The sequence below is a fragment of the Hymenobacter setariae genome, assembly GCF_007713685.1.
Lineage (GTDB): Bacteria > Bacteroidota > Bacteroidia > Cytophagales > Hymenobacteraceae > Hymenobacter > Hymenobacter setariae.
Window position 1 is genome coordinate 283700 of record NZ_VMRJ01000004.1, and the last position, 22115, is coordinate 305814.

Genomic DNA, 22115 nt, shown 5'->3' on the forward strand with positions numbered 1-22115 from the left:
TGTGGACGTGCCCGCCGATGGCGAATACACTTTCTACACCTCGTCGGACGATGGCTCGCAATTGTTCATTGGTTCGACGCTGGTCGTGGACAACAACGGGGCCCACGGCCTACAGGAGCGAGCTGGCAAAATTGGCTTGCTTAAGGGCAAGCACGCCTTCACCCTGACTTTCTTCGAGAACGCGGGTGCCCAGTTGCTCACGGCCAGCTACGCTGGCCCCGGCCTGGCCAAGACCCAGATTCCGGCCGCTGCGCTCTTCCGCACTGGCACCGCCACCACGCTGCCGGCTGCCGGGGCGCTGCGCGCGCCTGAAAACCCAACCAGCACGACAGCGGGTTTGACCTATCAATACTACGAAGGCACCTGGCTCGAACTGCCCAATTTTGCGGCGCTGACCCCCACCAAGACGGGCACCACCACTACCCCTACCCTAGACATGCGTAACCGGGACGACGACTTTGCCGTGCGCTACACCGGCTTCGTGGACGTGCCCGCCGATGGCGAATACACTTTCTACACCTCGTCGGACGATGGCTCGCAATTGTTCATTGGTTCGACGCTGGTCGTGGACAACAACGGGGCCCACGGCCTACAGGAGCGAGCTGGCAAAATTGGCTTGCTTAAGGGCAAGCACGCCTTCACCCTGACTTTCTTCGAGAACGCGGGCGCCCAGCTGCTCACAGCTAGTTACGCCGGCCCCGGCTTGGCCAAAACTCAGATTCCGGCTGCCGCGCTCTTCCGCGCTGGCAATAGCACTGGCACCGGTACTACAGCTAGCACTTTTTACCGGGCTATCAACCTGAATGGGCCGGCCCTTACGCTGGATGGTAACGCCTGGGAAGGCCGCACTACCACCAATTTTTGGTATGCTGGCAATACGCACGAAAACCAGGGTGTGGCGCTAGTGCCAGCTACCGACGCCGACCGCGCGCGCATGATTCGCTCGTTTGTGTGGGGCGGGGCGCCGAGCGTCACGCTCAGCGCCGTGCCTACGGGCGACTACGACGTGTATGTATACGTGTGGGAAGATAACAACTCCGAGACCTTCAGCATCAAGCTAGACGGCAAACTAGTGCTGAGCAACCACCAAAGCGGCAGCGCTGGCTCCTGGCAAAAGCTGGGCCCATGGCGGACCACCGTTGCCAATGGCACGCTCACGCTGAGTACGCAAGGTGGCGCCGCCAATCTGTCGGGCCTAGAGGTATGGCGCGCTGCCACCACCTCCACCCTAGCTAGGCAAGCCACCACAAGCAGCTTGGCCCAGGAAGAAAAGCTGGCCCTCTACCCCAATCCTAGCTCTTCGCAAGTGTACCTAGGCACCGAGGCCTCGAGCCAAGTAATAGTGCGCGACAGCTACGGCCGCGTGCGCCTAACCCAAGACCAGGCCAACGCCAATACGCCCCTCGACACGTCGGCCCTACCCAATGGCATTTACACGGTAGAAGCCCGCTCGGCCACGGGGCGCACACTGCGCAATAACCTGGTTGTGGCCCATTAAGCCACGTCCAGACCTGGCCGGCCGACGCAAGCAGAAGCACTACACGAGCGGCCGCCAACACCAAGGCCGGTGCTGCCCTAAAACTAGGGTAGCACCGGCCTTGGTGTTGGGTGGGTATTGCTAACAGCAAGCGTAGCGCCCAGGCCGCGTCCGGTACCAACCGGGCCAATACTTAACCTAGGCGGCGCTATTTTGCGGCCGTGCCTGCTCCTACTCTCACTGCTGCCGACTACGCCCAGGGCCTGGCAGCCGGCCAGCGCGGCGTGCTGGCCCGCGCCATCACCTTGGTCGAAAGCACCTTACCCGCTCACCAAGCCCTAGCCCAGCAAGTTTTGCAAACTGTGCTGCCGCGCACCGGTGGCGCCCTGCGCCTCGGTATTACGGGCGTGCCGGGGGTAGGCAAGAGCACATTTATCGAGGCCCTAGGTCTGTATCTGGTCGAGAAGCTGGGCAAGAAGCTGGCTGTGCTGGCCGTGGACCCCAGCTCGCCGCGGGGCGGCGGTAGCATTCTGGGCGATAAAACCCGAATGCCGCAGCTCACGGCGCACCCTAGGGCGTTCATTCGGCCATCGCCGGCTAGTGGCAGCCTAGGCGGGGTAGCTCGCGCCACCCGCGAGGCCCTGCTGCTGTGCGAGGCGGCCGGCTACGATGTCATTTTTGTGGAAACCGTGGGTGTAGGCCAGAGCGAAGTGGCCGTGCACGGCATGGTCGATTTCTTTCTGCTGCTCATGCTGGCCGGCGCCGGTGACGAGCTACAGGGCGTGAAGCGCGGCATTATGGAAATGGCCGACGCCCTGCTCATCACCAAAGCCGACCACGGCAACGAGAAAGCCGCGCGCCGCGCCGCCCGCGACTACGAGGGCGCGCTACACCTGTTTCCGCCCGCCGCCAGTGGCTGGGCCGTGCCCGTGCGCACCTGCTCGGCCCTCAGCGGCGCGGGCCTGCCCGAGGCCTGGGAGGTCATTGAGCAGTACGCGGCCCACACCCAGGCCAGCGGCTACTGGCAGCACCGCCGCGCCCAGCAGCAATTGCAGTGGCTCGAAGAAGCTGTGCGCCAGGCGCTCGAAAGCCAGTTCTACGGCCGGGCGGGCGTGCAAAGTGCCTTGCCTAGCGTGCGCCAGGCCGTGGCCGCGGGGCAATTGACGCCGTGGGCCGCCGCCGAGCAGTTGCTGGCGCACTAGCCGAGCGAGCAGCTGCCTTGGTAGTCCTGGGCAACTGCCAGCAATAGCGGGCCAAAAGCGTTTTTTACTCAGAGCCCAGGCCTATTAGCTCAACCTTTCCGGGGCTAGCCGTATAGCCAGGAGCCAGCGCACGGGCGCGGGCTTTTCTTTCTGCGGCTGCGGCCCGGCTAGGTCCTTATGCTAGATACACTCGTAAAAAATGCGCGCCTCGACGGCTACGAGGATAGCGTAGACATTGGTATTGTGGGCGATACCATTCAGCTGCTGCAAGCCACCATCACGGATGCGGCCCGCACCGTACTGGATGCCAACCACCAATTTGTGTGCGCCGGGTTCTACGAAACCCACATTCACCTCGACAAGTCCTGCATCCTGGACCGCTGCTCGGTAGAGAAAGGCGGCCAAGAAGAAGCCGCCGAAGAGTCGAAGAAGGCTAAGCAGGATTTTACCGAGGACGACGTGGTTGCGCGGGCGAGCCAGGTGGTCGAGATGGCCATTAAGAAGGGTACGATGGGGCTGCGCACGTTCGTTGAAACCGACCCTAGGGCCGGCTTACGCTCGCTGGCAGCCCTCAAGCGGGTGCGCACCACCTACGCCCACGCCCTCGACATCGAGCTGTGCGCCTTCGCCCAAGAGGGCCTGACCCAGGAAATGGCCACCTATGAGCTGCTGCGACAGGCGTTGCAGCAGGGCGCCGACCTAGTGGGTGGCTGCCCCTATACCGACCCGGACCCCGACCGCCACGTGGAGCTGATTTTTGACCTAGCCGAGGAGTTTGGCGTCAACGTAGATTTTCACCTGGATTTTGACCTAGACCCCACCCAGTCGGGTATCCCGAAGATTGCCGAAGAAACCCGCCGCCGCGGCTATCAGGGGCGCGTGTCGGTGGGCCACGTCAATAAGCTGAGCGCCATGCCCTCGACTCAACGCACCGAGCTGGCACAGCTGCTGCTAGAGGCCGGCATTGCCCTAACGGTGCTGCCGGCCACCGACCTGCTGCTGATGGGCCATGGGCAAGACCACCTCGTGCCACGCGGCATGGTGAATGCTAATGAACTGCGGGCCCTGGGCCTGCACACCACCATTGCCAGCAACAACATTCTCAACGCCTTCACGCCCTACGGCGATGCCTCGCTGGTACGCATGGCCAACCTCTACGCCAACGTGGCCCAGCTGGCCACCGACGAGGCCATCCGGGCGGCCTACGAGATGGTGACCACCGAGGCCGCTCGGCTGCTGGGCCAGCAAGCCCGCCTGCGGGTGGGCGGCCCGGCCACCTTTGTGCTGCTTGAGGCAGCTAGCGCCGTTGACGCTATCCGCACCGTGGCGCAGCCGCTGCTGGGCTACAAAAACGGGCGCCCCACGTTTACCAATTCGCCCGCCATCCTCCATTCGCCTGCCTAGGTCTTCTCATGCCCCAGCCCCTCACTCCTACCGACTTACCGTACCTGCGGCGATGCCTCGCCTTGGCCGCCGAAGCCCTGCAAGCAGGCGACGAGCCTTTCGGCTCCATTTTGGTTGATGCGCAAGGCCAGGTGCTGGCCGAGGCGCGCAACCAAGTCAATGACCTCAATGCCTTGGCCCACCCCGAGCTGGCCCTGGCGCAGTGGGCGGCCACCCACCTAGAATCCGCCGCTCGGGCGGCCACTACCCTCTACACCAGCGGCGAGCACTGCCCTATGTGCGCCGCCGCCCACGGCTGGGTAGGCCTAGGTAAAATAGTGTACCTGAGCTCGGCCGAGCAGCTCACCAAGTGGCTACAGGAGATAGGGGCGCCGCCCTCACTCGTGCAAATGCTGCCCATCCAGACCGTTGTGCGCGGGGTTGAGGTGGCGGGGCCAGCCGACGGCGAGCTGTTGCAGGCTATTAAGGACTTGCAGGTGAGTTATCACACCACAGCACTCAACGAACAACGGAGTAAATAATTGACTTCTTTACTATTAGCGTGAAGAAGAACCATGGCCCGCGCCTAAACTTATGGCTATCAGCATACTGAACTACCGAGAATGGGAGTTTGAGCTTGACCGCGAACTCACGCAGCAGATTTATGCCCGCGTGGCCAACAGCGGCGCCGATGCCTGCTCTTGCAACGACTGCAAAAACTACGTGGCTTACCGCGACCACGTTTTTCCGCCTGAGTTTACCTCGCTTCTAGCTGCCCTGGGTATCGACTACCGCAAGGAGGTAGAAGTGTTTCGCTATGAGCTACTCCCTAGCGGCCTGCACCACATCGCGGGCTGGTTTCACTTTAAGGGGCGGGTAGTGGTGGGCCCCGACTATCGAGACCCACTGCCAAAAGGTGGGCATACTATCCACCTAATCAGTATTACCGATAACTTTTCCGTCGGCTTTGCCGAAGGCAGTGACCTAACCCATTTCCCGGAGAAGACCGGCTTAGTACAAGTCGAGTTTGAAACGGCTATTCCTTGGGTAATTGACAAGTCGTTGGAACCCGGCGATTAAGCTAGTGCTTACATTTTCGCCAGCTCGCCTAGGTATACTTCCAGCATGGGGTAGCCGCCCGGCCCCGTTTTGGCGCGGTCGGCGGCGTCCTTCGGGTTAAGCTTATGGGCCGTTTCCCAGGAGTCGGGCATGCCGTCGTGGTCGGTATCGGTGGGAGCAGGTGCCGCTTTTAGCACGGGCCAAGCGCGTTGCGTAAGCGCGTAGGGCGTGCCGTGGGGGTAGCCGCCGGGCGCGTCGATGAGCCGGCCGGTGCGCAGGCGCACCTCGCGCACTAGGCGCTGGTCGAGGGTATCGCGGGCGGGGCGGGTAGCGCCGGCGCCGGCCAGCACCAGCGGGTAGGCTTCTTGGGCGGGCTGCGTAGCCATGGGCCCTAGGTCGAAGGGTACGGGGGCCTGAGCCAGCACCGTGTCGGCGCGGGTGCCTTCGTGCATTTCCACGCCGCGCCAGTTGTGGCGGGTTATGTCGGCACTAGCTTCTTGGTAGTTGCCGGTGAGGTAAAACTTGCCGTAGGGCAAGGGGTTGGCACCCTTGTCAAGCTTGTAGGGATTGAGCAGGCGGGTGCGCACGGCGGGCTTGGTGCTGGGGCCGGGCTTGTAGTAGTTGTTGACAATGTTGTAGTTGCCGCCCTCACCAGCATACACGTTGTTCTCGCCCCAGTCGTAGATAACGTTGTTGCGAAAGTCGCAATTTTCGAAACCCGCCGCATGGGTGTAGCGGCTGCCATTGAAGCGCGGGGTGCGGCTGTTGCAGTGCACAAACAGATTGTGGTGCATGCTGGCGTGCTGGCCGCCCCAAATGCCACCGTAGCCGTGGCGCTCGTAGTCAGTGTCACCCTTCTCGAAATGGTACGAGTAGTTGAGCGGCGGCCCAATGAGGTTCCACTGCAAGGTGGTGCTGTCGCCTTCGTATACCGAAAAGCACTCGTCGGTGCTCCAACTCATCGAGCAGTGGTCGATGACGAGCCGGTTGTTGCGCGTGCCACCTAGGGCGTCGTCGCCGCCCGCGCCGTCTACCATACCCTTATTCTGGTTTTTATCGCCCATCCGGAAGCGCAGGAAGCGGATGATGACATTATCGGCCTTCACCTGCACTGGGTAATCAGCCAGGCAAATGCCACCGCCGGGGGCCGTTTGGCCCGCGATGGTGGTGTTGGCTCGGTTAAAGGTGAGCGGCGACAGCAAGTGAATGGTACCGGCCACCCGAAACACGATGGTGCGGGCCGGGGCCTTAGCGGCGGGCAGTTGCACGGCGTAGCGCAGACTGCCGGGCAGGTTGTCATCGCGCAGGTTAGTAATCTCTAGCACCGTAGTGGGCACGGCGGCGGTACCGCGCCCGCCAGTGGTGTAGCGCCCAGCGCCCTCAGCGCCTGGGAAAGCGAGCAGCCGAGCGCCGGGCGCCGAGGGTGCCGGGCGCACGGCCCAGCCCGCCAGTAGGGTCGCCACAACTAGCGCAGGGCGTAGGCCTAGGTCAATAAACATCAGTAAAAGTGTAGGGTGGGAAAAGGAAGCCGCCCGGTGGGTGGCTCGCAAAGATGCCCGCCCAACTAGGCTAGCTGCGCTCCGTGGTGCCTTTTCTTTTGCGCAATCGTTGTCGGCAACGTTGCCAGGCGGGCGCGGGGCAGCGGCCCGCGCCGCCGTATCTTGGCCTTGATTTAGTTTTTGTTTGCTTTTACCGAGCTGCCAGCTATGCTGTCTTCCCTTATTTCGCTGCGCGCCATGCGCCGAGCCGCCCTAGGCGGTGTTTTTTGTATCACGGCCCTAGGGGCGCAGGCCCAGCTAGCGCCGGCTCAGCGCTGGCAGCACCTCGACCAGCAGGCCGATGGCGTGCCGGGCATCAGCGCCGACCGCGCTTACCGCGAGCTGCTGGCCGGCCGCACCCCCACGCCCGTGCTGGTGGCCGTCATTGACTCGGGCATCGACTCGGTGCACACCGATTTGAAAAGCATCTTGTGGCGTAATACCCGCGAAATAGCCGGCAACGGCAAGGACGATGACAAGAACGGCTACGCCGACGACGTGCGCGGCTGGAGCTACCTAGGCGGCAAAGACGGCCGCAACGTGGACGTCGAAAACCTGGAATCGACCCGCATCTACGCCCAGGGCCGCGCACGCTACGAGGGTAAAAAGCGCGACGACTTCTCCAAGAAAGAGCAGCGCAGCTTCGACCTCTACGAAACGGCTAAGACAGCCCACCTCCAGGCTCGCACCGAGGCCACAACCACTGTGCAGCGCATTGAGGGCTTACTGGCTCTCATCGGCCCGGCTGCCGATGCCCTGCGCCAGCGCTCCGGTAGTGCCGCCCTCGATTCGGCGGCCCTGCACCAAGCTGCCCAGGCCCAACCTGCCGTGCCCGGTGCGCCCCAGCTCTACGCGCTGGTGCACCGCCAGCAGGCCCCCGGGGCCGAGCCCGTGCTAGCCCGCGTGCGCGCCGCCCTGGCTACCACCAAAAGCAAGCTCGAAACCCAGCTCAACCCCGACTTTAACGGCCGTACCGCGGTGGGCGACGACCCCACCAACCTGAAGCAGCGCGACTACGGCAACGCCGATAGCCAGGGCCCCGACGCGGGCCACGGCACGCACTGCGCGGGCATTATTGGGGCCGTGCGCACCAATGGCGTGGGCATGGAGGGCGTGGCCGATGCCGTGCGCATCATGAGCGTGCGGGCCGTGCCCGACGGCGACGAGCGCGACAAAGACATTGCCAACGCCATTCGCTACGCCGTAGACAATGGCGCGCAGATTATCAGCATGAGTTTTGGCAAAGACTTCTCGCCGCACAAGGTGGCTGTAGACGAAGCTATGCGCTACGCTGACAAAAAAGGCGTGCTGCTGGTGCACGCCGCTGGCAACGACAGCCGCGACCTCGACGCCAGCCCCAATAACTTCCCATCAAACTCTTACCTCGATGGTAAGACTATTCCGAACCTCATCACGGTGGGTGCGAGTAGCCGCTTCAACACCCCCGACCTAGTAGCCGGCTTCTCGAACTACGGCCCGCAGCACGTGGACGTGTTTGCGCCCGGCGTGGCCATCTATTCCACGGTGCCGGGCGGCGGCTACGACCTCAAGAGCGGCACTAGCATGGCCTGCCCCGTGGTGGCTGGCATGGCGGCCGTACTCAAGGCCTACTACCCCACCCTCACCGCCACACAACTCAAGCAATGCATCCTGCAGTCGGCCGTGGTAAATCACACGCAAGTGCGCAAGCCCGGCACCAAGACAATGGTTGACTTCGCCACGCTGTCGCGCACCGGCGGCATCGCCAATTTGTATGGCGCGGTGCAGCAGGCGCAGCAGGTAGCAGGCAAGTAGAGCGGCGACGTTTAGAAAGAGAAGGGGGTAGGAAGCTGGGAAAGCGGGAGAGTTATTGTTTAACTCCCGCTTTCCCAGCTTCCTACCCCCCTTCCTTATTTGAGCAATGCCTGCCCTACTAGGCCCCTACCCTTTTGAGCGAAGCGGCCGCCTCCGCAGGTTGAGGTAGTCAAGATAATACAAGACTTTGATGGACACGTTGTTGTTGTGCGGCGTGTTGGCGGTATTGGCTAGGTTGTCGAAATACAGCGGGGTGGCCTCACTGCCAAGCAAGTACGACGAGGTAGCGTCCTTCCAAACCAAGCTCACCTGCGAGCCGGGCGCAAACCACCACACCAAAGCCGCGTCCACGTTGAAGGCGCTGAAGCTCGTGTCGTGGTTGCGGGCGTAGGTAGGCAGCATTTCCTCGGCCCCGCTGGGGCGCAGGCGCGCAAACTCGTGGTAGCGCACCGCGCTCACGTAGTGCCGCACGCGGGTGGTGAGCGAAAGCCGATTGGTGAAGGTGTAGTTGGCGTTCAGGGTATTGGTGAACGTGGACACGTTGCGGCGACCTAGGAGCACGTCGGTACCGAACGTGGCCAACAGCGGCTGGTCGAGCGGGTTGTTGGCATCGAGCCCATCGTTGACATAGCCTATCTGATTGTGCTTGAAATCGTAGTCGAAGGTGTAGCGAAAATTGAGCTGGTCATTGACCCGGTAGCGCGGGCTCAGGCTCAGGCCGTAGCTGATGCGCCGGGGGCGGTCGAAGCGCTCATCCAGGGCGTAGTACCGCATGCCCGCGTTCACGTCGAAGGCCAGCTTCTTGCGGTAGTCGGACGACACAAAGCCTCCTAGGTTGAAGTTGGCGGGCACCCGCACGTAGTACAGGCCCAGCGGGAAAGTACGCGGCTCGTAGTAGTCGTGTTTGGGCAGGTCCAGGTTAAAGTCGCCGCCGATAGTGAGGAAGTTCTTGGTAAACGTGGTATTGACGCTGCCGTACAAACCCGCATCTTGGTAGAGGCTGGGCTTGAACAAGAACGACTGATAGGCCCCTAGGCTGGTATAGAGGTTGTTGACCTTGCCAAACTGCTCGTACTTGTTGTAGTTGACCGTGGCCGACTGCGAGATATTGTTGTTGCCGAACAGGATGCCTAGGTCATTGGGGTTGTAGCTATCCGACTCGATGCCGTGGTCCACATTCCAGGTCCAGTTGCCCGATATTTTGCCGTAGTTGAGGTAGTATTTGTACCCGTTTTGGTCGTCGATGGGCTTATCCGAGTTCAGCACCGTGCCCCGGCGCCGCGAGTAGTTGACCTGCCCCTTGAGGGCGTACTGATTGCGCTTGTCGGCAAACTTGAAGAGGCCAGCCGTCACGTTGGCATCGTAGGTGCTACCAAAGCGCGTGACGTTGGTGTTGATGAGCGAAACGTAGCTGTTGTGCGGCAGACTCTGGTCGAGCACCACAATGTTGTAGTTGGTCAGTGGCTGGGTCAGCACGTTGCGCCGCTGCTCGCCGGTCGAGTCTTGCACCACGGCGTAAGAGGCGGCCGACACGGCATTGAACACGCCCACGCCCAACCCCTTGCGGGTGCGGCCCGATACCTTGGTGGCGTTGAGCAGGCGCGTGATGCCGGGGTTTTGGAACACGGCTTCGCCCTTGCCTAGGTTGCCTTCTACGTCATTAAAGCCCAGCGGCTGCGCCCCTACCCGCCGCGAGTAGAACAGCCCACCTTTATTGAACAGCTCGGTGCCTTCGGTGAAGAACGGACGGTTTTCCTGGTACTGCACCTCGAAGGGCGACAGGTTGAGCACCTGGTTGTCGCTGATGGTTTGGCCAAAGTCCGGGATAAGGATGGCGTCTAGGGTAAAACTCTCATTAATACCCCACTTGATGTCGGCGCCAGCGTTGAAGCTGGTGCTCATGTTGCGCTTGCCCTGCTCATTGTAGGGGTAGTGGTTGACGTAGCTGCTGACGTAGGGCGTGAGCGAGAGGCGCAGCGGCGGGTGCAGGTTTTCGAGCCCCGTGAGCTCGCCCCACTGGTTTACGAAGCCGTCTACCTCAGGCTTTACCTCGTTCCAGAAAAACTGTTGGTTGTCCTTCTTACGCTGCCGAAAAAACTGCACGCCCCAGGTTTGCACCGGCGCCTGGGCAAAACGAATGGCCGAGTACGGAATGCGCATTTCCACGGCCCAGCCCTTGCCGTCGGGAAGCGGGGCCACGCGGCTGTCCCACACGGCGTTCCAGGCGTCATCCTCGCCATTGGCCGGCGAAATACGCTGGTCGACCTGCACTCCTGTACTCAGCACGAAGAACGAGTAGCCGTTGAGGTGGTCGCGGTAAGGGTCTACGTAGAAGGCAAAAAAGTCTGTATTGCCAATGTTATCGCGCTGGGTCAGCTCGCGCCGAATACTGTCGGAGCTGGTTTCCAGCATCTTGGCACCCACGTACAGCGCCACGTCGTCGTAGAGCACACGCACCTCGGTGGGCAGACGCTCGCGGGGCCCTGGGTGCGGCCGAAACTGCGTAAACTGACTCGTGGTGGGAGCTGTGGCCCAAACCGCCTCATCGAGCACCCCATCGAGCTTGATGGGAGTGGCCGTGCGCTGGGCGGCCAGCTGGCGGCGCGCCACGGCGGTCGCTGCCTTAGGGCCGGGGGCCGATTGTGCGGCTACCTGGCCGGCAAAAGCCAGACACAACAAGCTCAGCAACCAGCGCGACAACGCCCGCTGGGTAGGCAACAAAAACATGATGGGTGGGTGAAGTAACGGGTGTAGCAGGGCCATAGACACGCCTTGCCCTAGGTTCGTTGTCCGGCACCGAAAATTTTTCTATCCTCGCTTATCTGGCTTTTAAGCCCAAGCGTAGGCCTTTATACCCTTCACCAGCCCGGGCGCGCGTTTAGCGCAGCGTAACTCGCACCAGAGAGGGTTACTTCTGCTTACGGAAAAACACGTCGCCGCTTACCGAATGCAGCGTGACGAGGGGCCCGCCGTTGCCTAGGCTGCCGTGCAGCTCGTAGCCCACGTAGGTGCGCTCCTTAAGGTTGCTGAAGGTCACGGCCGGGTCGGCGTACACCTCACCCGAGATGGTTTTCAGGTTGAGGGCGGCGCTCTGGGTGGCGGGCCAGCTCACGTCCACGTCGCCGCTGATGCTGGTAGCATCTACGGGGTTGTTGCCTAGGTTGCTGAGTTTCACATCGCCGCTTACGGTGCGCAGCGTTAGCGGGCCGGTGAGGTCAGTAGAGCGCACGTCGCCGCTAATGGTTTTGGCCGTCACGGCGCCATTGAGGCCGCTCAGGTCGAGGTCGCCACTGATGGTATTGAGGCGCAGGGCCGTGCCGGCGGGCACCGTTACTTCGTAGTCAATTTTGGTGCAGTAACTGTAGTCGTTGCCCCGGTGATTGCTGAGCGTGGGGCGCAGGCCCCCCGTTTTTTCCGAGCGCTTGTAGCCCACGTTGAGGCCGTGCGAGCCGTTGTTGCGGCTGCCACCGTCGCAATCGCCCGTGAATTTGGTTTGGCGCAGTTTCTCCTCATCCAGCTTCTCCACTACGCTTAGCTCGCCGCCCGCGGTTTGCAGCTCCAGGCTGTACAGGTCGTTTTGCTGGTTGTCATTGATAACCACACTGGCCCGCACGCTGAGGCCGGCACCCGCCCGCACCTTGATGTTGTGGGCGTATTTCAAATCGAGGTACACGCCCTGGCCCGCAGCCAGCGTGGCGGTTTGCGTGACGAGGCGCTGGGCCAGGGCCGGGCACGAGCCAGTAAGTAGTAGGCTGGCAGCGAGTAAAAAACGGTTCATCGGGCAGGAGAATTAGAGTAATAAAAAGGATAGGTTGTCATTGCGAGCATAGCGAAGCAATCGCACCCGGGCGGCACCCTAGGCGAACTCGTTTTGATGCGATTGCTCCGCTATGCTCGCAATGACAATCGCCTCTACCTCAACTTGGCAGACTGTTTACTTCGTCTTTCTCACGAAAATATCACCGCTTATCGTCTTGAGTGAGAAGGTAGTACCGCCACCGTTGGCGCGGCCATCCACCGTTTGGCCACCCACGTGCTTGAGGCCGCTGCCGCCCCCTAGGTTCAGGTCGAAGTCGGTGTAGATTTCGCCCGAAATCGAGCGCATCGAGAGGCTGAGGCGCGAGGGCGCGGGCAGGGTCACGTCCACGTCGCCGCTCACCGACGACACAGCGTTGGGCTGGGTGGGCACCACGTTGAACTTGATTTGGATGTCGCCGCTGATGGTGTTGGCCACCACCGGGCCGCTCACGTTCAGCAGGCGCAAGTCGCCCGATTTCAGGTTTACCTCGATGCGGCCCGAGATGTCGCGCATCGTCAGGTCGTCCGAGCCGCCCCAGCTATCGGCAAAGGCCACGTCGGTTTGGCGGGGCAGGCGCACGGTGTAGTGTCCATCGCTGCGCGAGGTACGCGCCACCCGGATGGTATTGTCGCCGGTAGGCGTCACGGCCAACCCTAGGCGGGTGTTGTCGGCTGCGCCGCCGCTGTACACTGGGCGCAGGCCCTGGGTCAGCGCTTGCTTCATGGCCGGCGACTCTTGAAAATTACCGGAACCCTTGATAATCAATTCATCACCGTCGTAGCCCTCCACCGTCACGTCGCTACCGCGCATGTCGAGTATCACTTTGCGGTTGGTGGAACTATTGAATTTCTGTCGAAACTCCTGGGCGCGCAACTGCGCCGGCAGGGCTAGCACCAGGGCCAGCAAGGTTAAATGCCACGTATTTTTCATGATAGAGCGAATAAGCGAAAGCAAAAAGGCAGCTTGCAGCACGGAGTGGCACTCCGCGCCCCACCTAGCTACAACGATGGCGGTGGGGATATAAAAACGGAGTGCCACTCCGCTTGTATAGGCTGAGGTTAAATCAATTGACCTATGCCACTCTCGGCCTGCTGGCGCACGGCGGGCAGCGCTTCGGGCTGTTGCGCCAGCTGCTGCAGCTCGGGCACGGCGCGCTTTTCGCGCAGCGTCACCAGGGCTTCGATGAGGGTAATCTGCACGTTAGGGTCGGTTTGCAGGGGCAGGGCCTCTACCAGCGCCGGGCCCACGCGGGGGTCGTTGCGCAGCCGCACCAGGGCCTCGCAAGCGGCCAGGCGCACGTTGGGGTTGGGGTCGGTGTCGAGCGTATGAATGAGCGTGAGCACGGCCGGGTCGTTGGGCTCGCTCACTAAGGCTGGGGCCTGGCTTACGAGCTGCAAGCGCTGGCTGGCCGAGGCCGGCTGCTGCCGGGCGGCGGCCAGCCGCGTCGAGAGCGTAGGCTGCTGGGGCTGCTCGGCAGTGGCCACTGTGGCGGCGGGCTGGCCGCCACGTAGCAACAGACCTAACACCGCGCCGATAGCCACCAGCGCCACGCTGGCCGCGATGCGGAGCCAGTTATTCGTGCTTAGGGTTTGGTGCTTAGCACTTAGCTCCTTGGGCTCTGGTGCGGCTGGCAAGGCTTGGCCGCCGCGCTGAGCGCTCAGAGGGCTGGGCGAAGCCGTGGCCAGCTTCGCCTTTTCTGCCTCTAGCATGGCTAGGAAATTATCGCGCAGCTCTAGGGGGGGGACTTCGGCAGGCAATGCGTCTAGGTCAGCAAAAAGCAGGCGCAACTCGGCCAGCTCGGCCTGGCAGGCGGGGCAGTCTGGCAAGTGCGCGGCTAGGTGCGCCGCTTCGGGCGGCAGCGGCTGGCCGTCGGCCAGCTCGGGCAGCCAGGGCCGCAACTCGGCGCAAGCGGCATTAGGGTGAGCAGGATTGATAGCGGAAGACATTGTGGGTAATTGTTAGTTGTTAAGTATCAATTGCTAATTACTCTGACGTATAGACTGTTAAAAAGCATTAAAACTCAGCTTAGATATATTTTACGGAGCGCATCGAGCGCCCGGTGGGCTTTTACGCGGGCGGCGCCGGCGGTGCAGCCCAGCTGCTCGCCGATTTCGGCGTAATCGAAGCCCTGGAAGCGGTGCAGCACCAGTACCTCGCGCTGGGCGGCGGGCAGCAGGGCCAAGGCTTCGTGCAGGGCCTGCTGCTGGTCGTGGTAGGCGCGCTGGGCCTGGGCGGCGCGGCCGTGGGCGGCCGTTTTTTCTACTTCTTCTAGGTCGGCGCTGGGGCGCTGGCGCTGGTAATGGTCGGCCCACACGTGGCGGGCTAGCTGGTAGACCCAGGCCCGGAAAGACTGGCCCGGCTGGTAGCTGGCGCGGTAGCGCAGCACCCGCATAAATACGTTTTGGGTCAAGTCTTGGGCCACCTCCCGGTCGCCGTTTGCGAGCCGGGCTAAGAAACCAAACAGCGGCCCCTGGTAGCGCTCAAACAGCCCGGTGAGGCAGTCGAGCTCGTCGGCCCGCACCCGCTCCATGAGGACTTCATCGCTGAATTGGATAGCGGCGGCGGCAGACATACGGGCAGCGAAAGGGTCGGAGGAATCAGGTTTTGAAGGGAGTACCGGCAGCGTGTCCATTCGTTACAGCGAGCTAAGAAAATTTTCTTGAAAAAAGGGGGCGACCTCCCTTTCCGGGCACAAAAAAGCGGGCTAGCTACCTGTTTATCAGATAACCAGCCCGCTTCTGGGCCTAGCAGGTAGCCGCTTAGTTTTCGTCTACCGTGATGCCGAAGTTCGTTTTGCTGCCCTTGATTTTAGTTGTGGGCAGGTTCAGCAACTGGCGGTACTTGGTGGCTTGCTCGGGCGTGAGGGCTTTGCCATTCACGCGCCCACCCTGGTCGTTGAGGTTAAACGAGAAGTGCTTGTCGTCCTGAATCAGACCGTCGTTGCGTAGCGCCTCGCGCAGCTTAATAGTATTGGGCGCGGTCGGCGGGGCCGGCGGGAGCGGCGCATTAGGCGCACCGGGGGCACCAGGCGCACCCGGGGCCGCTGGGGGCACGGGCGCAGCCGGAGCCACCGACCGGGGCGCCCGGGGGGGCCTAGGCGGTGCAGGCACCTGAGTTAGAGGCTGGCGAGCGCTAGAGCGCTCTAGCGCCCGCAGCTCGGCGGCATCGGCGGCAATGCGGGCGCGCAGCTCGGCGCGGCGGGCGGCTAGTTCGGTACGGTCGTTAGCACGGTCAGCTTGTTCGGCCTCGCGGTCGGCGCGGGCAGCCTCACGGTCGGCCTGAGCCGCATCGCGGTCGGCTCTACCAGTTAAGTCAAGCAGTTCAAACTGGCGTTGCGCTTTTAAAAAGCGCCGCTGGCCGTCGCGTAGGCGCTGCTGCCCTTCTTGCATGCGGCGCTGTGCATCCCGCCATTTTTCCGGGTTGTAGGCCAGGCCATTGCCAAGGTTGTAGGCGAGGCCATTCAGGTTGAGCCGTAGCTCTTGGCGAGGCTCAACCGTTAGACCTTCCAGTGCCTTACCCTGGGCTTTCAGGCGCCCTAGCTCGCGCTCCATTTGCTCCCGCTGCTCGGTGGTCAGCTCTTGGTTATTCAGGGCTTCAGCCAGGCCAAACTGCGCCATTTCGTTGGCTCGGTCGGGCGACATGTTGAAGCTGTACGTGCGGGCCCTAGGGCGCTCCAGGCGCTCCACCCGCACCGTCTCGTTGGGCACGCGCACTACTTCTACAGTGCGCACTTTTTCCTTCTTGTCGCGCTTGGCTTTTTTGCCGGAGGCGTCCGTTTCTACGGGCTGGCCGTTCACGAGCAGGTTCACGATGCGGCCCTTTTTGTCTTTCTCGATGACGACGGTGCTGGCCCGGTCGCGGCGCGGCGGGCGGCCTTGCAGCGTGGTAGCCATGCGTACCCGCGGCGCAGCAACTACAGCCGGCGTGCTTACTACTTCTTCACGCAAGTCGCTTGCATCGGCGGCGGGCCCAGCCATGACTACGGGGACTTTCTGAGTTGTATCGGCGGGAGCCAGCGCTTGCTTGCCGGTAGTAACCAAGGCCTTCACTACTCTATTACCAGCCGGGGCGGCTAGCGCTACGCCAGTACTCAGGCCAGCCACGCCTACCACACCCAGCAGCAGGGCCAGCAGGCCTTCGCCCAGTGTGGGTGCCTGGGGCCGACCTAGGGCCAGCCGCCGCACCCGCGCTAGCAGCGAGCCACGCCCGCCGGTGCCGGTGGCGGCCAGCGCTAGGCGCGGCGCCGTAGCCGGAGCGGCTTCTAGCTCGGCAAGGGCGGCCAGGGCACGGGCCACTCGCAGGCGGTCGCCGCCGCAAAGGGCCGCGGCTTGGTCGTCGCAGCAGTTTTCGCGTTCGGCCCGTAGGCAGCCGGCCATAAACCACACCGCAGGGTGGTAAAAGAATAGCACCTCCACCACGGCTAAGCCCAGGTTGAGCAGGTAGTCGCGGCGCACGATGTGGGCCAGCTCATGCGCCAGCAGCGCTTCTAGAAGCGCCGGGCTCAGGCCCGCCACTGCCCCTAGGGGCAACAGAATGGCTGGCCGCAAATGCCCCAGCACTAGCGGCCCCGCTACCCGGGCCGACTCGAGCAGTGCCACCGGTTGCCGCACGCCAGCTCGGCGCGCTAAAGCGGCTAGTCGCTGCTGCCACTCGGCACCTAGGGCTTGGGTACCTGCCCGGCGCAGCCTGTTGGTGTACACCAGGCCCCCAGCCAACCGGCCGCTCATCAGCAGCAGGCCCAGCAGCCACACTCCTACTACCGCCGGTAGGTACGGCTCTAGGTTACGCGCATTAGCCTGAAGCCACGCGAGCGGCGCCAGCTGGCTAGCGGCGGCCGGGGCGGCCAGATTAGTTGCGGCCGTGGCATCGGCAGCCAGTACCGCGTTGCTGGCCACTGGGCTAGCTGCCACCCATTGGCCGGTAGTTGCCGGCTGGCTTTGATAATAAAAGTTGAACGTCAGCCCCACGGCCAGCACGAGCGTGGCCAGCGCACCGGCCGACACTGCGTAGCGCACCTCGGCCCGGTGCCGGCGCAGCAGCGGCAGCACGCCCGCCAGCAGCACGGCCAATGCCCCACCCTGCCACAGCGAGTGCAGCAGCGCATAGCCAACGCCCCGCACCAGCGCGGGCGACAATACTTCTCTAAGCACCTGGGGCGTTGTCATCGGGGTTGGGATTGGGTTGGTTAGCGTTTTGAATCTCAATGTCATTGAGCAAGCGCCGAATCTGGGCTAGCTCGTCGGGCGAGGTGCGGCGGTGACCTAGGGCCTGCATTACCAGCTTCAGGGCCGAGCCGCCGAAGGTGGCTTCCACAAAGCGGTCTAGCAGCAGCCCTTGGGTATCCTGCTCGCGCACGGCCGCCCGGTAGATGTGGCTGCGGCCTTCGTCGTCGCGCTGCACGAGGCCTTTGTCCAGCATCAGCTGCATAATTTTCAGCGTGGTGGTGTAGCCCACCTCGCGGCTTTTGCTAAGCTGCTCATTCACGGTGCGCACCGTAGCGGGGCCGTGCTGCCACAGCACCTGTAAGATTTCCAGCTCAGCGTCCGTAGGTTTGGGAGGTGCTTTGGCCATAGTCAGACGGAAAAAGTTTCATACGAAGTATTTCGTAGGCCAAAGATTGTACGACACATTTCGTAGATGCAAGAATAACATACGAAATTTATCGTATTTTGAATCAACGCATTGATAGTCAATGCAATTATTTTTACAAGCTGACTTTATTACTTCTACGCCTCCTTGGTATGCGCCTGGGCCTTGCGGCTCAGTGTCACCCGGGCGCGGTGGCAGATGCCTCCTAAGGGCGGGTTGAATTTCGAGATACTCACGCGCCCGCGCTTCACCTGCGGAAACTCGTTCATGATGCGGTCTAGAATGCGGTGCCCTAGGTGCTCGAGCAAGCGCGCCGGCAGCTGCATCTCGGCCAGCACGAGGCGGTAGAGCACCTCGTAGTTGACGGTTTCGGCCAGCTTATCGGATGCGCCGGCGGCGTGCAGGTCGGTTTTGAGGTGCAGGTCGACACCGTATTTGTTGCCGATTTTTTGCTCTTCGTCGTAGTAGCCGTGGAAGGCAAAAAACTCTAATCCTTCGAGTGCGATTTGGCCCATGGGGGTAAGGAAATGACTTCGTGAATGATGCGGCCTAGGCCCGTCGAGGCCAGCCGCCAGGGCAAAAGTGCGGCGCAAATACTGCCCGGAGCCGCCTTAGCGGTTTGGCGGCTAACTTGGCCCGCTCAACCATCTCCTTCGCATGGAACCCACCCCTCAGGTTACGCACCACCGCTGGAACGACATGCCCGTCGACCAGCTTTCCGATACCATTGGCCGCCGCCTTATCACGGGCCAAGACATGATGCTGGCTCACGTGTACCTCAAGAAAGGCGCCATCGTGCCCCGGCACCAGCACATCAACGAGCAGATTACTTACATCTTGGAAGGTGCGCTGCGCTTTCACTTAGGTGATGACGCGGGCGAAGAAGTTATCGTGCGGGCCGGTGAAGTGCTCTGCATCCCGTCCAACGTGTGGCACCAGGCCGAGGCGCTCGAAGACACCCTCGATGTGGACGTATTCAGCCCGCCCCGCCAAGACTGGCTCGATGGCAGCGACGCCTACCTCCGCCAGAAATAATCCTTACTCATGGACCTAGGAATAAAAGGAAAAGTAGCCCTCGTAGCGGCCGCTAGTAAGGGCTTGGGCCGGGCCGTGGCCGAAGAACTGGCCGCCGAAGGCGCCTCGCTGGTGCTGTGTGCCCGCGGCGCTGAGGCCCTCCAGCAAACGGCCGCCGCCATTGAAGCCGCGCATGGCGTGCCCGTGCTGGCTGTAGTGGCCGACGTCTCGACGCTGGACGGCGTGGCGAGCGTGACGAAAGCCGCGCTGACTCGCTTCGGGCAAGTCGATATCCTGGTGACGAATGCTGGCGGGCCGCCCTCGGGCACCTTCGAGCAGCACGCCCCCGAGGCCTGGGAGGCTGCCACCAAGCTTCTGCTCACTAGCGTAATCGAGCTGACCCGCGCCGTGCTGCCCGGCATGAAAGAGCGCGGCTGGGGCCGCATTCTTAACATCACGTCCATCGCCGTGAAGCAGCCGGTAGCCGGCCTGATGCTGTCGAATAGCTTGCGCGCTGCCGTCACCGGCTTTGCCCGCACGCTGGCCACGGAGGTGGCGCCCTTCGGCGTCACGGTCAATAACATCTTGCCCGGCTACACCCGCACCGACCGCGTCGAGCACCTCGCCCAGGCCACGGCCGACCGCGAAGGCATCTCTACGGAAGATGCTACCGCCCGCTGGACCCGCGAAATCCCGATGCAGCGCCTAGGTGAACCCGCCGAATTTGCGGCGCTGGCAGCGTTCTTGTGCTCGGCACGTGCCAGCTACATCACGGCTAGCTCCATCCCGGTAGATGGCGGCTGGATAAAGGCGCTGTTGTAAGCTTCAGCGGCTCTACACAACACCGCTCTAGGCTTGCCATGAAAAACGAACCCCTCCCCCGCGCCTGTCATGCTGAGCTTGCGAAGCATCTTCTCACGATATAAACGACCTAGCGTGAGAAGATGCTTCGCAAGCTCAGCATGACAGGCGTAGGGGGAGGGTTTCTTCGCTTGATAATGTACAGAAACAAAGAAGGCGCTTGGTAGCTACCAAGCGCCTTCTTTATAAAGCAATGTGCTTCTTAAATCTCGTCGAAAAATGACTTCTCTGCTACCGGTTCGGCCGCGGCTTGCTTCATGCCGGGGTGCGTCATCGGCTCAGGCTGCTGAATCTCCGGGTAGTCGGGGCCGATGGGCTGAAACTCGGGGCGGGCGGGCTCCACGTAGGGTGCGGGCGGGTCGGGCACAGGCGAGGGGCTAGCCGGGTCTACGTGCGGTGCGGGCGAAATACCAGGGTTTTCGGAAGGCGCGTTGGGCCGCTCAATATCGGGGCTAGGCGCCTGGTTAGGGTCGCGGGGGTCGGGCTGCTGGCCCGGCTTGGGGTTGTAGCCAGCAGGCTGAGCTAGGCGCTCGGCACGGGCAGGCAGGCCAAACTCGGCGCTGGCTGGGGCGCTGGGGGCGCTAGCTACTGCGGCGGCCGACGGGGTAAAAGCAGGAATGTTCGCGTTCATGGCGGGGGTGGGCTTAGGTTCGGGGGCCGCCGGTTCGGCGGGCCGCTTTACCTGTACGCTTGCCGCCCGCGAAAGGATGGCCGCCGGGCCATTTTTGGGGCGGGTGCGGGCCCGCTCTACTTTTTCTAGGGCGTCGGAGGCTAGGTGGTGCAGGTCGCGCACTAGCGTGTCGAGCTGCTGCTCTAGGCGCTGGCAGTCTTGGCCTAGGCCAGCCACTTCCTTCTGCATGTCGGCCACCGTTTTTTCGGCGGTTTGGTAGGCCTCGTCCACGATGGTGCGGGCGCGCTGGCGGGCTTCGGCCAGCGTGTGCTCGGCCTGGAGCTGGGCCTCGCGGCGGCGCAAGTCGGCATCGCGCTGGGCCTGCTCGGTGATGGAGTTGCCGGTGTCTTCGGCCGTTTTAAGGGTGCGGTAGAGCGAGCTTTCCACCTCCCGCATCTTCTGTACATCTTGCTGGGCGTGCTCGAGCTTGAGGCGCAGTTCGCGGTTTTCGTCACCTAGGCGCTCCCACTGCTGCGACACCATGTTGAGGAAGGCCTGCACCTCGTCCTTATCCACGCCCCGGAAGGCTTTCTCAAACGTTTTTTGCCGAATATCAAGGGCGGTAATTTTCATAAATCAAGTAGCAATGAGCAAGAATAATAAATAAGCGAAAAGGCCTGAAAAGTTGTAAAAAAAAGTAGCAATGACCGACGAGCAACGATTTCAAACCGAGTGAAATTGCACTCTGCTCACTGCTAGTTGCTCATTACCAATTGCCACACGGCTAGGCTACGGTCATCGCTACACGAAACTAGCCGTTGCTGGCTACCCGGCCAAACCAGCTTATTGACGGAGGTGCCGTGGCCGGCCGCCCGCGCTCGGTCGAGCACCCGCAGCAGGGCTAGGCTATCGGCGTCCCAGAGCTTGATGCTTTTGTCGAGCGAGCAGCTACCTAGGTAGCGCCCATCGGCGCTAAACGACAGGTTGTTAATAGCATACATATGCGCAACAACTTCATCGACCAGCGCATAGCCAGCCGTGGCGTAGCGGCGCAGGTGGGCATCGCGCCCCGCCGCCAGCAGGTGCTGCCCATCGGGCGAATACGCCACGGTGAATACCGAATTGGTGGCTTCGGTGAGCGTCGTTTTTACAGCGAGCGAATCGAGGTCAAGCACTCGTACTAGGTGGTCGGAGCTGCCTACTGCCAACTCGTGCTGCGTTTCGCTCAGGGCTAGCGTGCGCAAGCTTTTATCGGTGATGCGCAGCAGGTTTTCGAGCCGAAAGTCGCTGCCTCGCAGCACAGCCAGCGTGCCATCGGCCAGGGCGCAATACAGGCGCTGGCGCGACTCCGAATACACCAAGTCGAAGATGGCTACTGGTGGTAGCGCAGTAGCGTACACGAGTGCCTTATTCTGCAAGTCAAGCACTTGCACGCCCTGAAAATTTTGCCCTAGGGCCAGTAAGCCGCGTGTCGGCAGCTCGCACAGCGCGTACACTGAGTTATCAACCCGCGCCAGTAGCTCGCCATCTTGAGCGGGCTCGGCTACATTCCAGGCCACCACGAGGCCATCGGCGCCACTCGAAAAAATACGGTCGGAGCCCGGCCGACCAGCCAGCGCGTACACGGCATCGCGGTGCCCAGCCAGGGTGGCAATGTTGCGGGCATTGGGGCGAGAGGCAGGAGCGGAAAGCGACATTAGAAAAGGGGCAAGCGGCGCAATGGGCGCGCAAAGGTCGGGCCTGGGCGGCAGTGCGCGGGCGGGTAGGTGCTATTTTCGCCGCTTGCCCG

General features: G+C 62.4%; 19 protein-coding genes. 8 read left to right on the forward strand and 11 right to left on the reverse strand.

All coding sequences use genetic code 11. The features are described from left to right. The 5 genes from FNT36_RS16080 to FNT36_RS16100 all read left to right on the forward strand — a co-directional run. The coding region (locus FNT36_RS16080) for a PA14 domain-containing protein (protein ID WP_233635973.1) at window positions 1-1498 on the forward strand (1498 nt) is incomplete at its 5' end. Window positions 1499-1698: 200 nt separating this feature from the next. Next, entirely contained in the window at window positions 1699-2679 is a 981-nt protein-coding gene (meaB, locus tag FNT36_RS16085; RefSeq protein ID WP_144849783.1) for a methylmalonyl Co-A mutase-associated GTPase MeaB, read from the forward strand. A gap of 177 nt (window positions 2680-2856) precedes the next feature. Then, window positions 2857-4083, forward strand: a complete 1227-nt coding sequence (locus tag FNT36_RS16090) for an amidohydrolase family protein (RefSeq protein ID WP_144849785.1) — start codon at window positions 2857-2859, stop codon at window positions 4081-4083. Between the two features lie 8 nt (window positions 4084-4091). Further along, on the forward strand, window positions 4092-4604 hold the full coding sequence (locus FNT36_RS16095; protein WP_144849787.1) for a nucleoside deaminase: 513 nt from the start codon (window positions 4092-4094) through the stop codon (window positions 4602-4604). Between the two features lie 52 nt (window positions 4605-4656). Next, on the forward strand, window positions 4657-5142 hold the full coding sequence (locus FNT36_RS16100; protein WP_144849789.1) for a hypothetical protein: 486 nt from the start codon (window positions 4657-4659) through the stop codon (window positions 5140-5142). An 8-nt stretch (window positions 5143-5150) separates the two neighbouring features. Here FNT36_RS16100 and FNT36_RS16105 read toward each other — a convergent pair whose 3' ends face one another. Continuing rightward, window positions 5151-6620 (reverse strand): pectate lyase family protein, encoded by a 1470-nt coding sequence (locus tag FNT36_RS16105; protein ID WP_144849791.1) that lies wholly within the window; start codon window positions 6618-6620, stop codon window positions 5151-5153. A gap of 207 nt (window positions 6621-6827) precedes the next feature. Between FNT36_RS16105 and FNT36_RS16110 the strand changes: the two genes are divergently transcribed. Further along, window positions 6828-8453 (forward strand): S8 family peptidase, encoded by a 1626-nt coding sequence (locus FNT36_RS16110; RefSeq protein WP_233635974.1) that lies wholly within the window; start codon window positions 6828-6830, stop codon window positions 8451-8453. Between the two features lie 126 nt (window positions 8454-8579). Here FNT36_RS16110 and FNT36_RS16115 read toward each other — a convergent pair whose 3' ends face one another. The 8 genes from FNT36_RS16115 to folB all read right to left on the reverse strand — a co-directional run bounded on the left by FNT36_RS16115 (window position 8580) and on the right by folB (window position 18356). Continuing rightward, window positions 8580-11180, reverse strand: coding sequence for a DUF5916 domain-containing protein (locus FNT36_RS16115; protein WP_233635975.1), 2601 nt, complete (start codon window positions 11178-11180; stop codon window positions 8580-8582). A 181-nt stretch (window positions 11181-11361) separates the two neighbouring features. Beyond that, window positions 11362-12231 (reverse strand): DUF4097 family beta strand repeat-containing protein, encoded by an 870-nt coding sequence (locus FNT36_RS16120; protein WP_144849795.1) that lies wholly within the window; start codon window positions 12229-12231, stop codon window positions 11362-11364. 156 nt (window positions 12232-12387) lie between these two features. Next, window positions 12388-13182, reverse strand: coding sequence for a DUF4097 family beta strand repeat-containing protein (locus tag FNT36_RS16125; RefSeq protein ID WP_144849797.1), 795 nt, complete (start codon window positions 13180-13182; stop codon window positions 12388-12390). A 128-nt stretch (window positions 13183-13310) separates the two neighbouring features. Next, on the reverse strand, window positions 13311-14198 hold the full coding sequence (locus FNT36_RS16130; RefSeq protein ID WP_144849799.1) for a HEAT repeat domain-containing protein: 888 nt from the start codon (window positions 14196-14198) through the stop codon (window positions 13311-13313). 74 nt (window positions 14199-14272) lie between these two features. Beyond that, window positions 14273-14824, reverse strand: a complete 552-nt coding sequence (locus FNT36_RS16135) for an RNA polymerase sigma factor (protein ID WP_233635976.1) — start codon at window positions 14822-14824, stop codon at window positions 14273-14275. 187 nt (window positions 14825-15011) lie between these two features. After that, window positions 15012-17417 (reverse strand): M56 family metallopeptidase, encoded by a 2406-nt coding sequence (locus FNT36_RS16140; protein WP_233635977.1) that lies wholly within the window; start codon window positions 17415-17417, stop codon window positions 15012-15014. Beyond that, entirely contained in the window at window positions 17395-17823 is a 429-nt protein-coding gene (locus tag FNT36_RS16145; RefSeq protein ID WP_144849806.1) for a BlaI/MecI/CopY family transcriptional regulator, read from the reverse strand. Before FNT36_RS16145 ends, FNT36_RS16140 begins: the two co-directional genes overlap by 23 nt. Before the next feature lie 155 nt (window positions 17824-17978). Next, window positions 17979-18356, reverse strand: coding sequence for a dihydroneopterin aldolase (folB, locus tag FNT36_RS16150; RefSeq protein WP_144849808.1), 378 nt, complete (start codon window positions 18354-18356; stop codon window positions 17979-17981). Between the two features lie 142 nt (window positions 18357-18498). Between folB and FNT36_RS16155 the strand changes: the two genes are divergently transcribed. Continuing rightward, complete coding sequence (locus tag FNT36_RS16155; protein WP_144849810.1) at window positions 18499-18876, forward strand: cupin domain-containing protein; 378 nt, start codon at window positions 18499-18501, stop codon at window positions 18874-18876. A 9-nt stretch (window positions 18877-18885) separates the two neighbouring features. Further along, entirely contained in the window at window positions 18886-19677 is a 792-nt protein-coding gene (locus FNT36_RS16160; RefSeq protein WP_144849812.1) for an SDR family oxidoreductase, read from the forward strand. A gap of 241 nt (window positions 19678-19918) precedes the next feature. Here the strand turns inward: FNT36_RS16160 and FNT36_RS16165 are convergent, their stop codons facing one another. Beyond that, on the reverse strand, window positions 19919-20959 hold the full coding sequence (locus FNT36_RS16165) for a DivIVA domain-containing protein (protein WP_144849814.1): 1041 nt from the start codon (window positions 20957-20959) through the stop codon (window positions 19919-19921). Window positions 20960-21081: 122 nt separating this feature from the next. Continuing rightward, on the reverse strand, window positions 21082-22023 hold the full coding sequence (locus tag FNT36_RS16170; RefSeq protein WP_144849816.1) for a WD40 repeat domain-containing protein: 942 nt from the start codon (window positions 22021-22023) through the stop codon (window positions 21082-21084). Window positions 22024-22115 lie beyond the last annotated feature (92 nt).

Excerpts from the sequence above, each read along its gene's own strand:
- FNT36_RS16090 (WP_144849785.1), top strand. The coding sequence starts at position 2,857 with ATGCTAGATACACTCGTAAAAAATGCGCGCCTCGACGGCTACGAGGAT.
- FNT36_RS16095 (WP_144849787.1), top strand. The coding sequence starts at position 4,092 with ATGCCCCAGCCCCTCACTCCTACCGACTTACCGTACCTGCGGCGATGC.
- FNT36_RS16100 (WP_144849789.1), top strand. The coding sequence starts at position 4,657 with ATGGCTATCAGCATACTGAACTACCGAGAATGGGAGTTTGAGCTTGAC.
- FNT36_RS16105 (WP_144849791.1), bottom strand. The coding sequence starts at position 6,620 with ATGTTTATTGACCTAGGCCTACGCCCTGCGCTAGTTGTGGCGACCCTA.
- FNT36_RS16110 (WP_233635974.1), top strand. The coding sequence starts at position 6,828 with ATGCTGTCTTCCCTTATTTCGCTGCGCGCCATGCGCCGAGCCGCCCTA.
- FNT36_RS16115 (WP_233635975.1), bottom strand. The coding sequence starts at position 11,180 with ATGTTTTTGTTGCCTACCCAGCGGGCGTTGTCGCGCTGGTTGCTGAGC.
- FNT36_RS16120 (WP_144849795.1), bottom strand. The coding sequence starts at position 12,231 with ATGAACCGTTTTTTACTCGCTGCCAGCCTACTACTTACTGGCTCGTGC.
- FNT36_RS16125 (WP_144849797.1), bottom strand. The coding sequence starts at position 13,182 with ATGAAAAATACGTGGCATTTAACCTTGCTGGCCCTGGTGCTAGCCCTG.
- FNT36_RS16130 (WP_144849799.1), bottom strand. The coding sequence starts at position 14,198 with ATGTCTTCCGCTATCAATCCTGCTCACCCTAATGCCGCTTGCGCCGAG.
- FNT36_RS16135 (WP_233635976.1), bottom strand. The coding sequence starts at position 14,824 with ATGTCTGCCGCCGCCGCTATCCAATTCAGCGATGAAGTCCTCATGGAG.
- FNT36_RS16140 (WP_233635977.1), bottom strand. The coding sequence starts at position 17,417 with ATGACAACGCCCCAGGTGCTTAGAGAAGTATTGTCGCCCGCGCTGGTG.
- FNT36_RS16145 (WP_144849806.1), bottom strand. The coding sequence starts at position 17,823 with ATGGCCAAAGCACCTCCCAAACCTACGGACGCTGAGCTGGAAATCTTA.
- folB (WP_144849808.1), bottom strand. The coding sequence starts at position 18,356 with ATGGGCCAAATCGCACTCGAAGGATTAGAGTTTTTTGCCTTCCACGGC.
- FNT36_RS16155 (WP_144849810.1), top strand. The coding sequence starts at position 18,499 with ATGGAACCCACCCCTCAGGTTACGCACCACCGCTGGAACGACATGCCC.
- FNT36_RS16160 (WP_144849812.1), top strand. The coding sequence starts at position 18,886 with ATGGACCTAGGAATAAAAGGAAAAGTAGCCCTCGTAGCGGCCGCTAGT.
- FNT36_RS16165 (WP_144849814.1), bottom strand. The coding sequence starts at position 20,959 with ATGAAAATTACCGCCCTTGATATTCGGCAAAAAACGTTTGAGAAAGCC.
- FNT36_RS16170 (WP_144849816.1), bottom strand. The coding sequence starts at position 22,023 with ATGTCGCTTTCCGCTCCTGCCTCTCGCCCCAATGCCCGCAACATTGCC.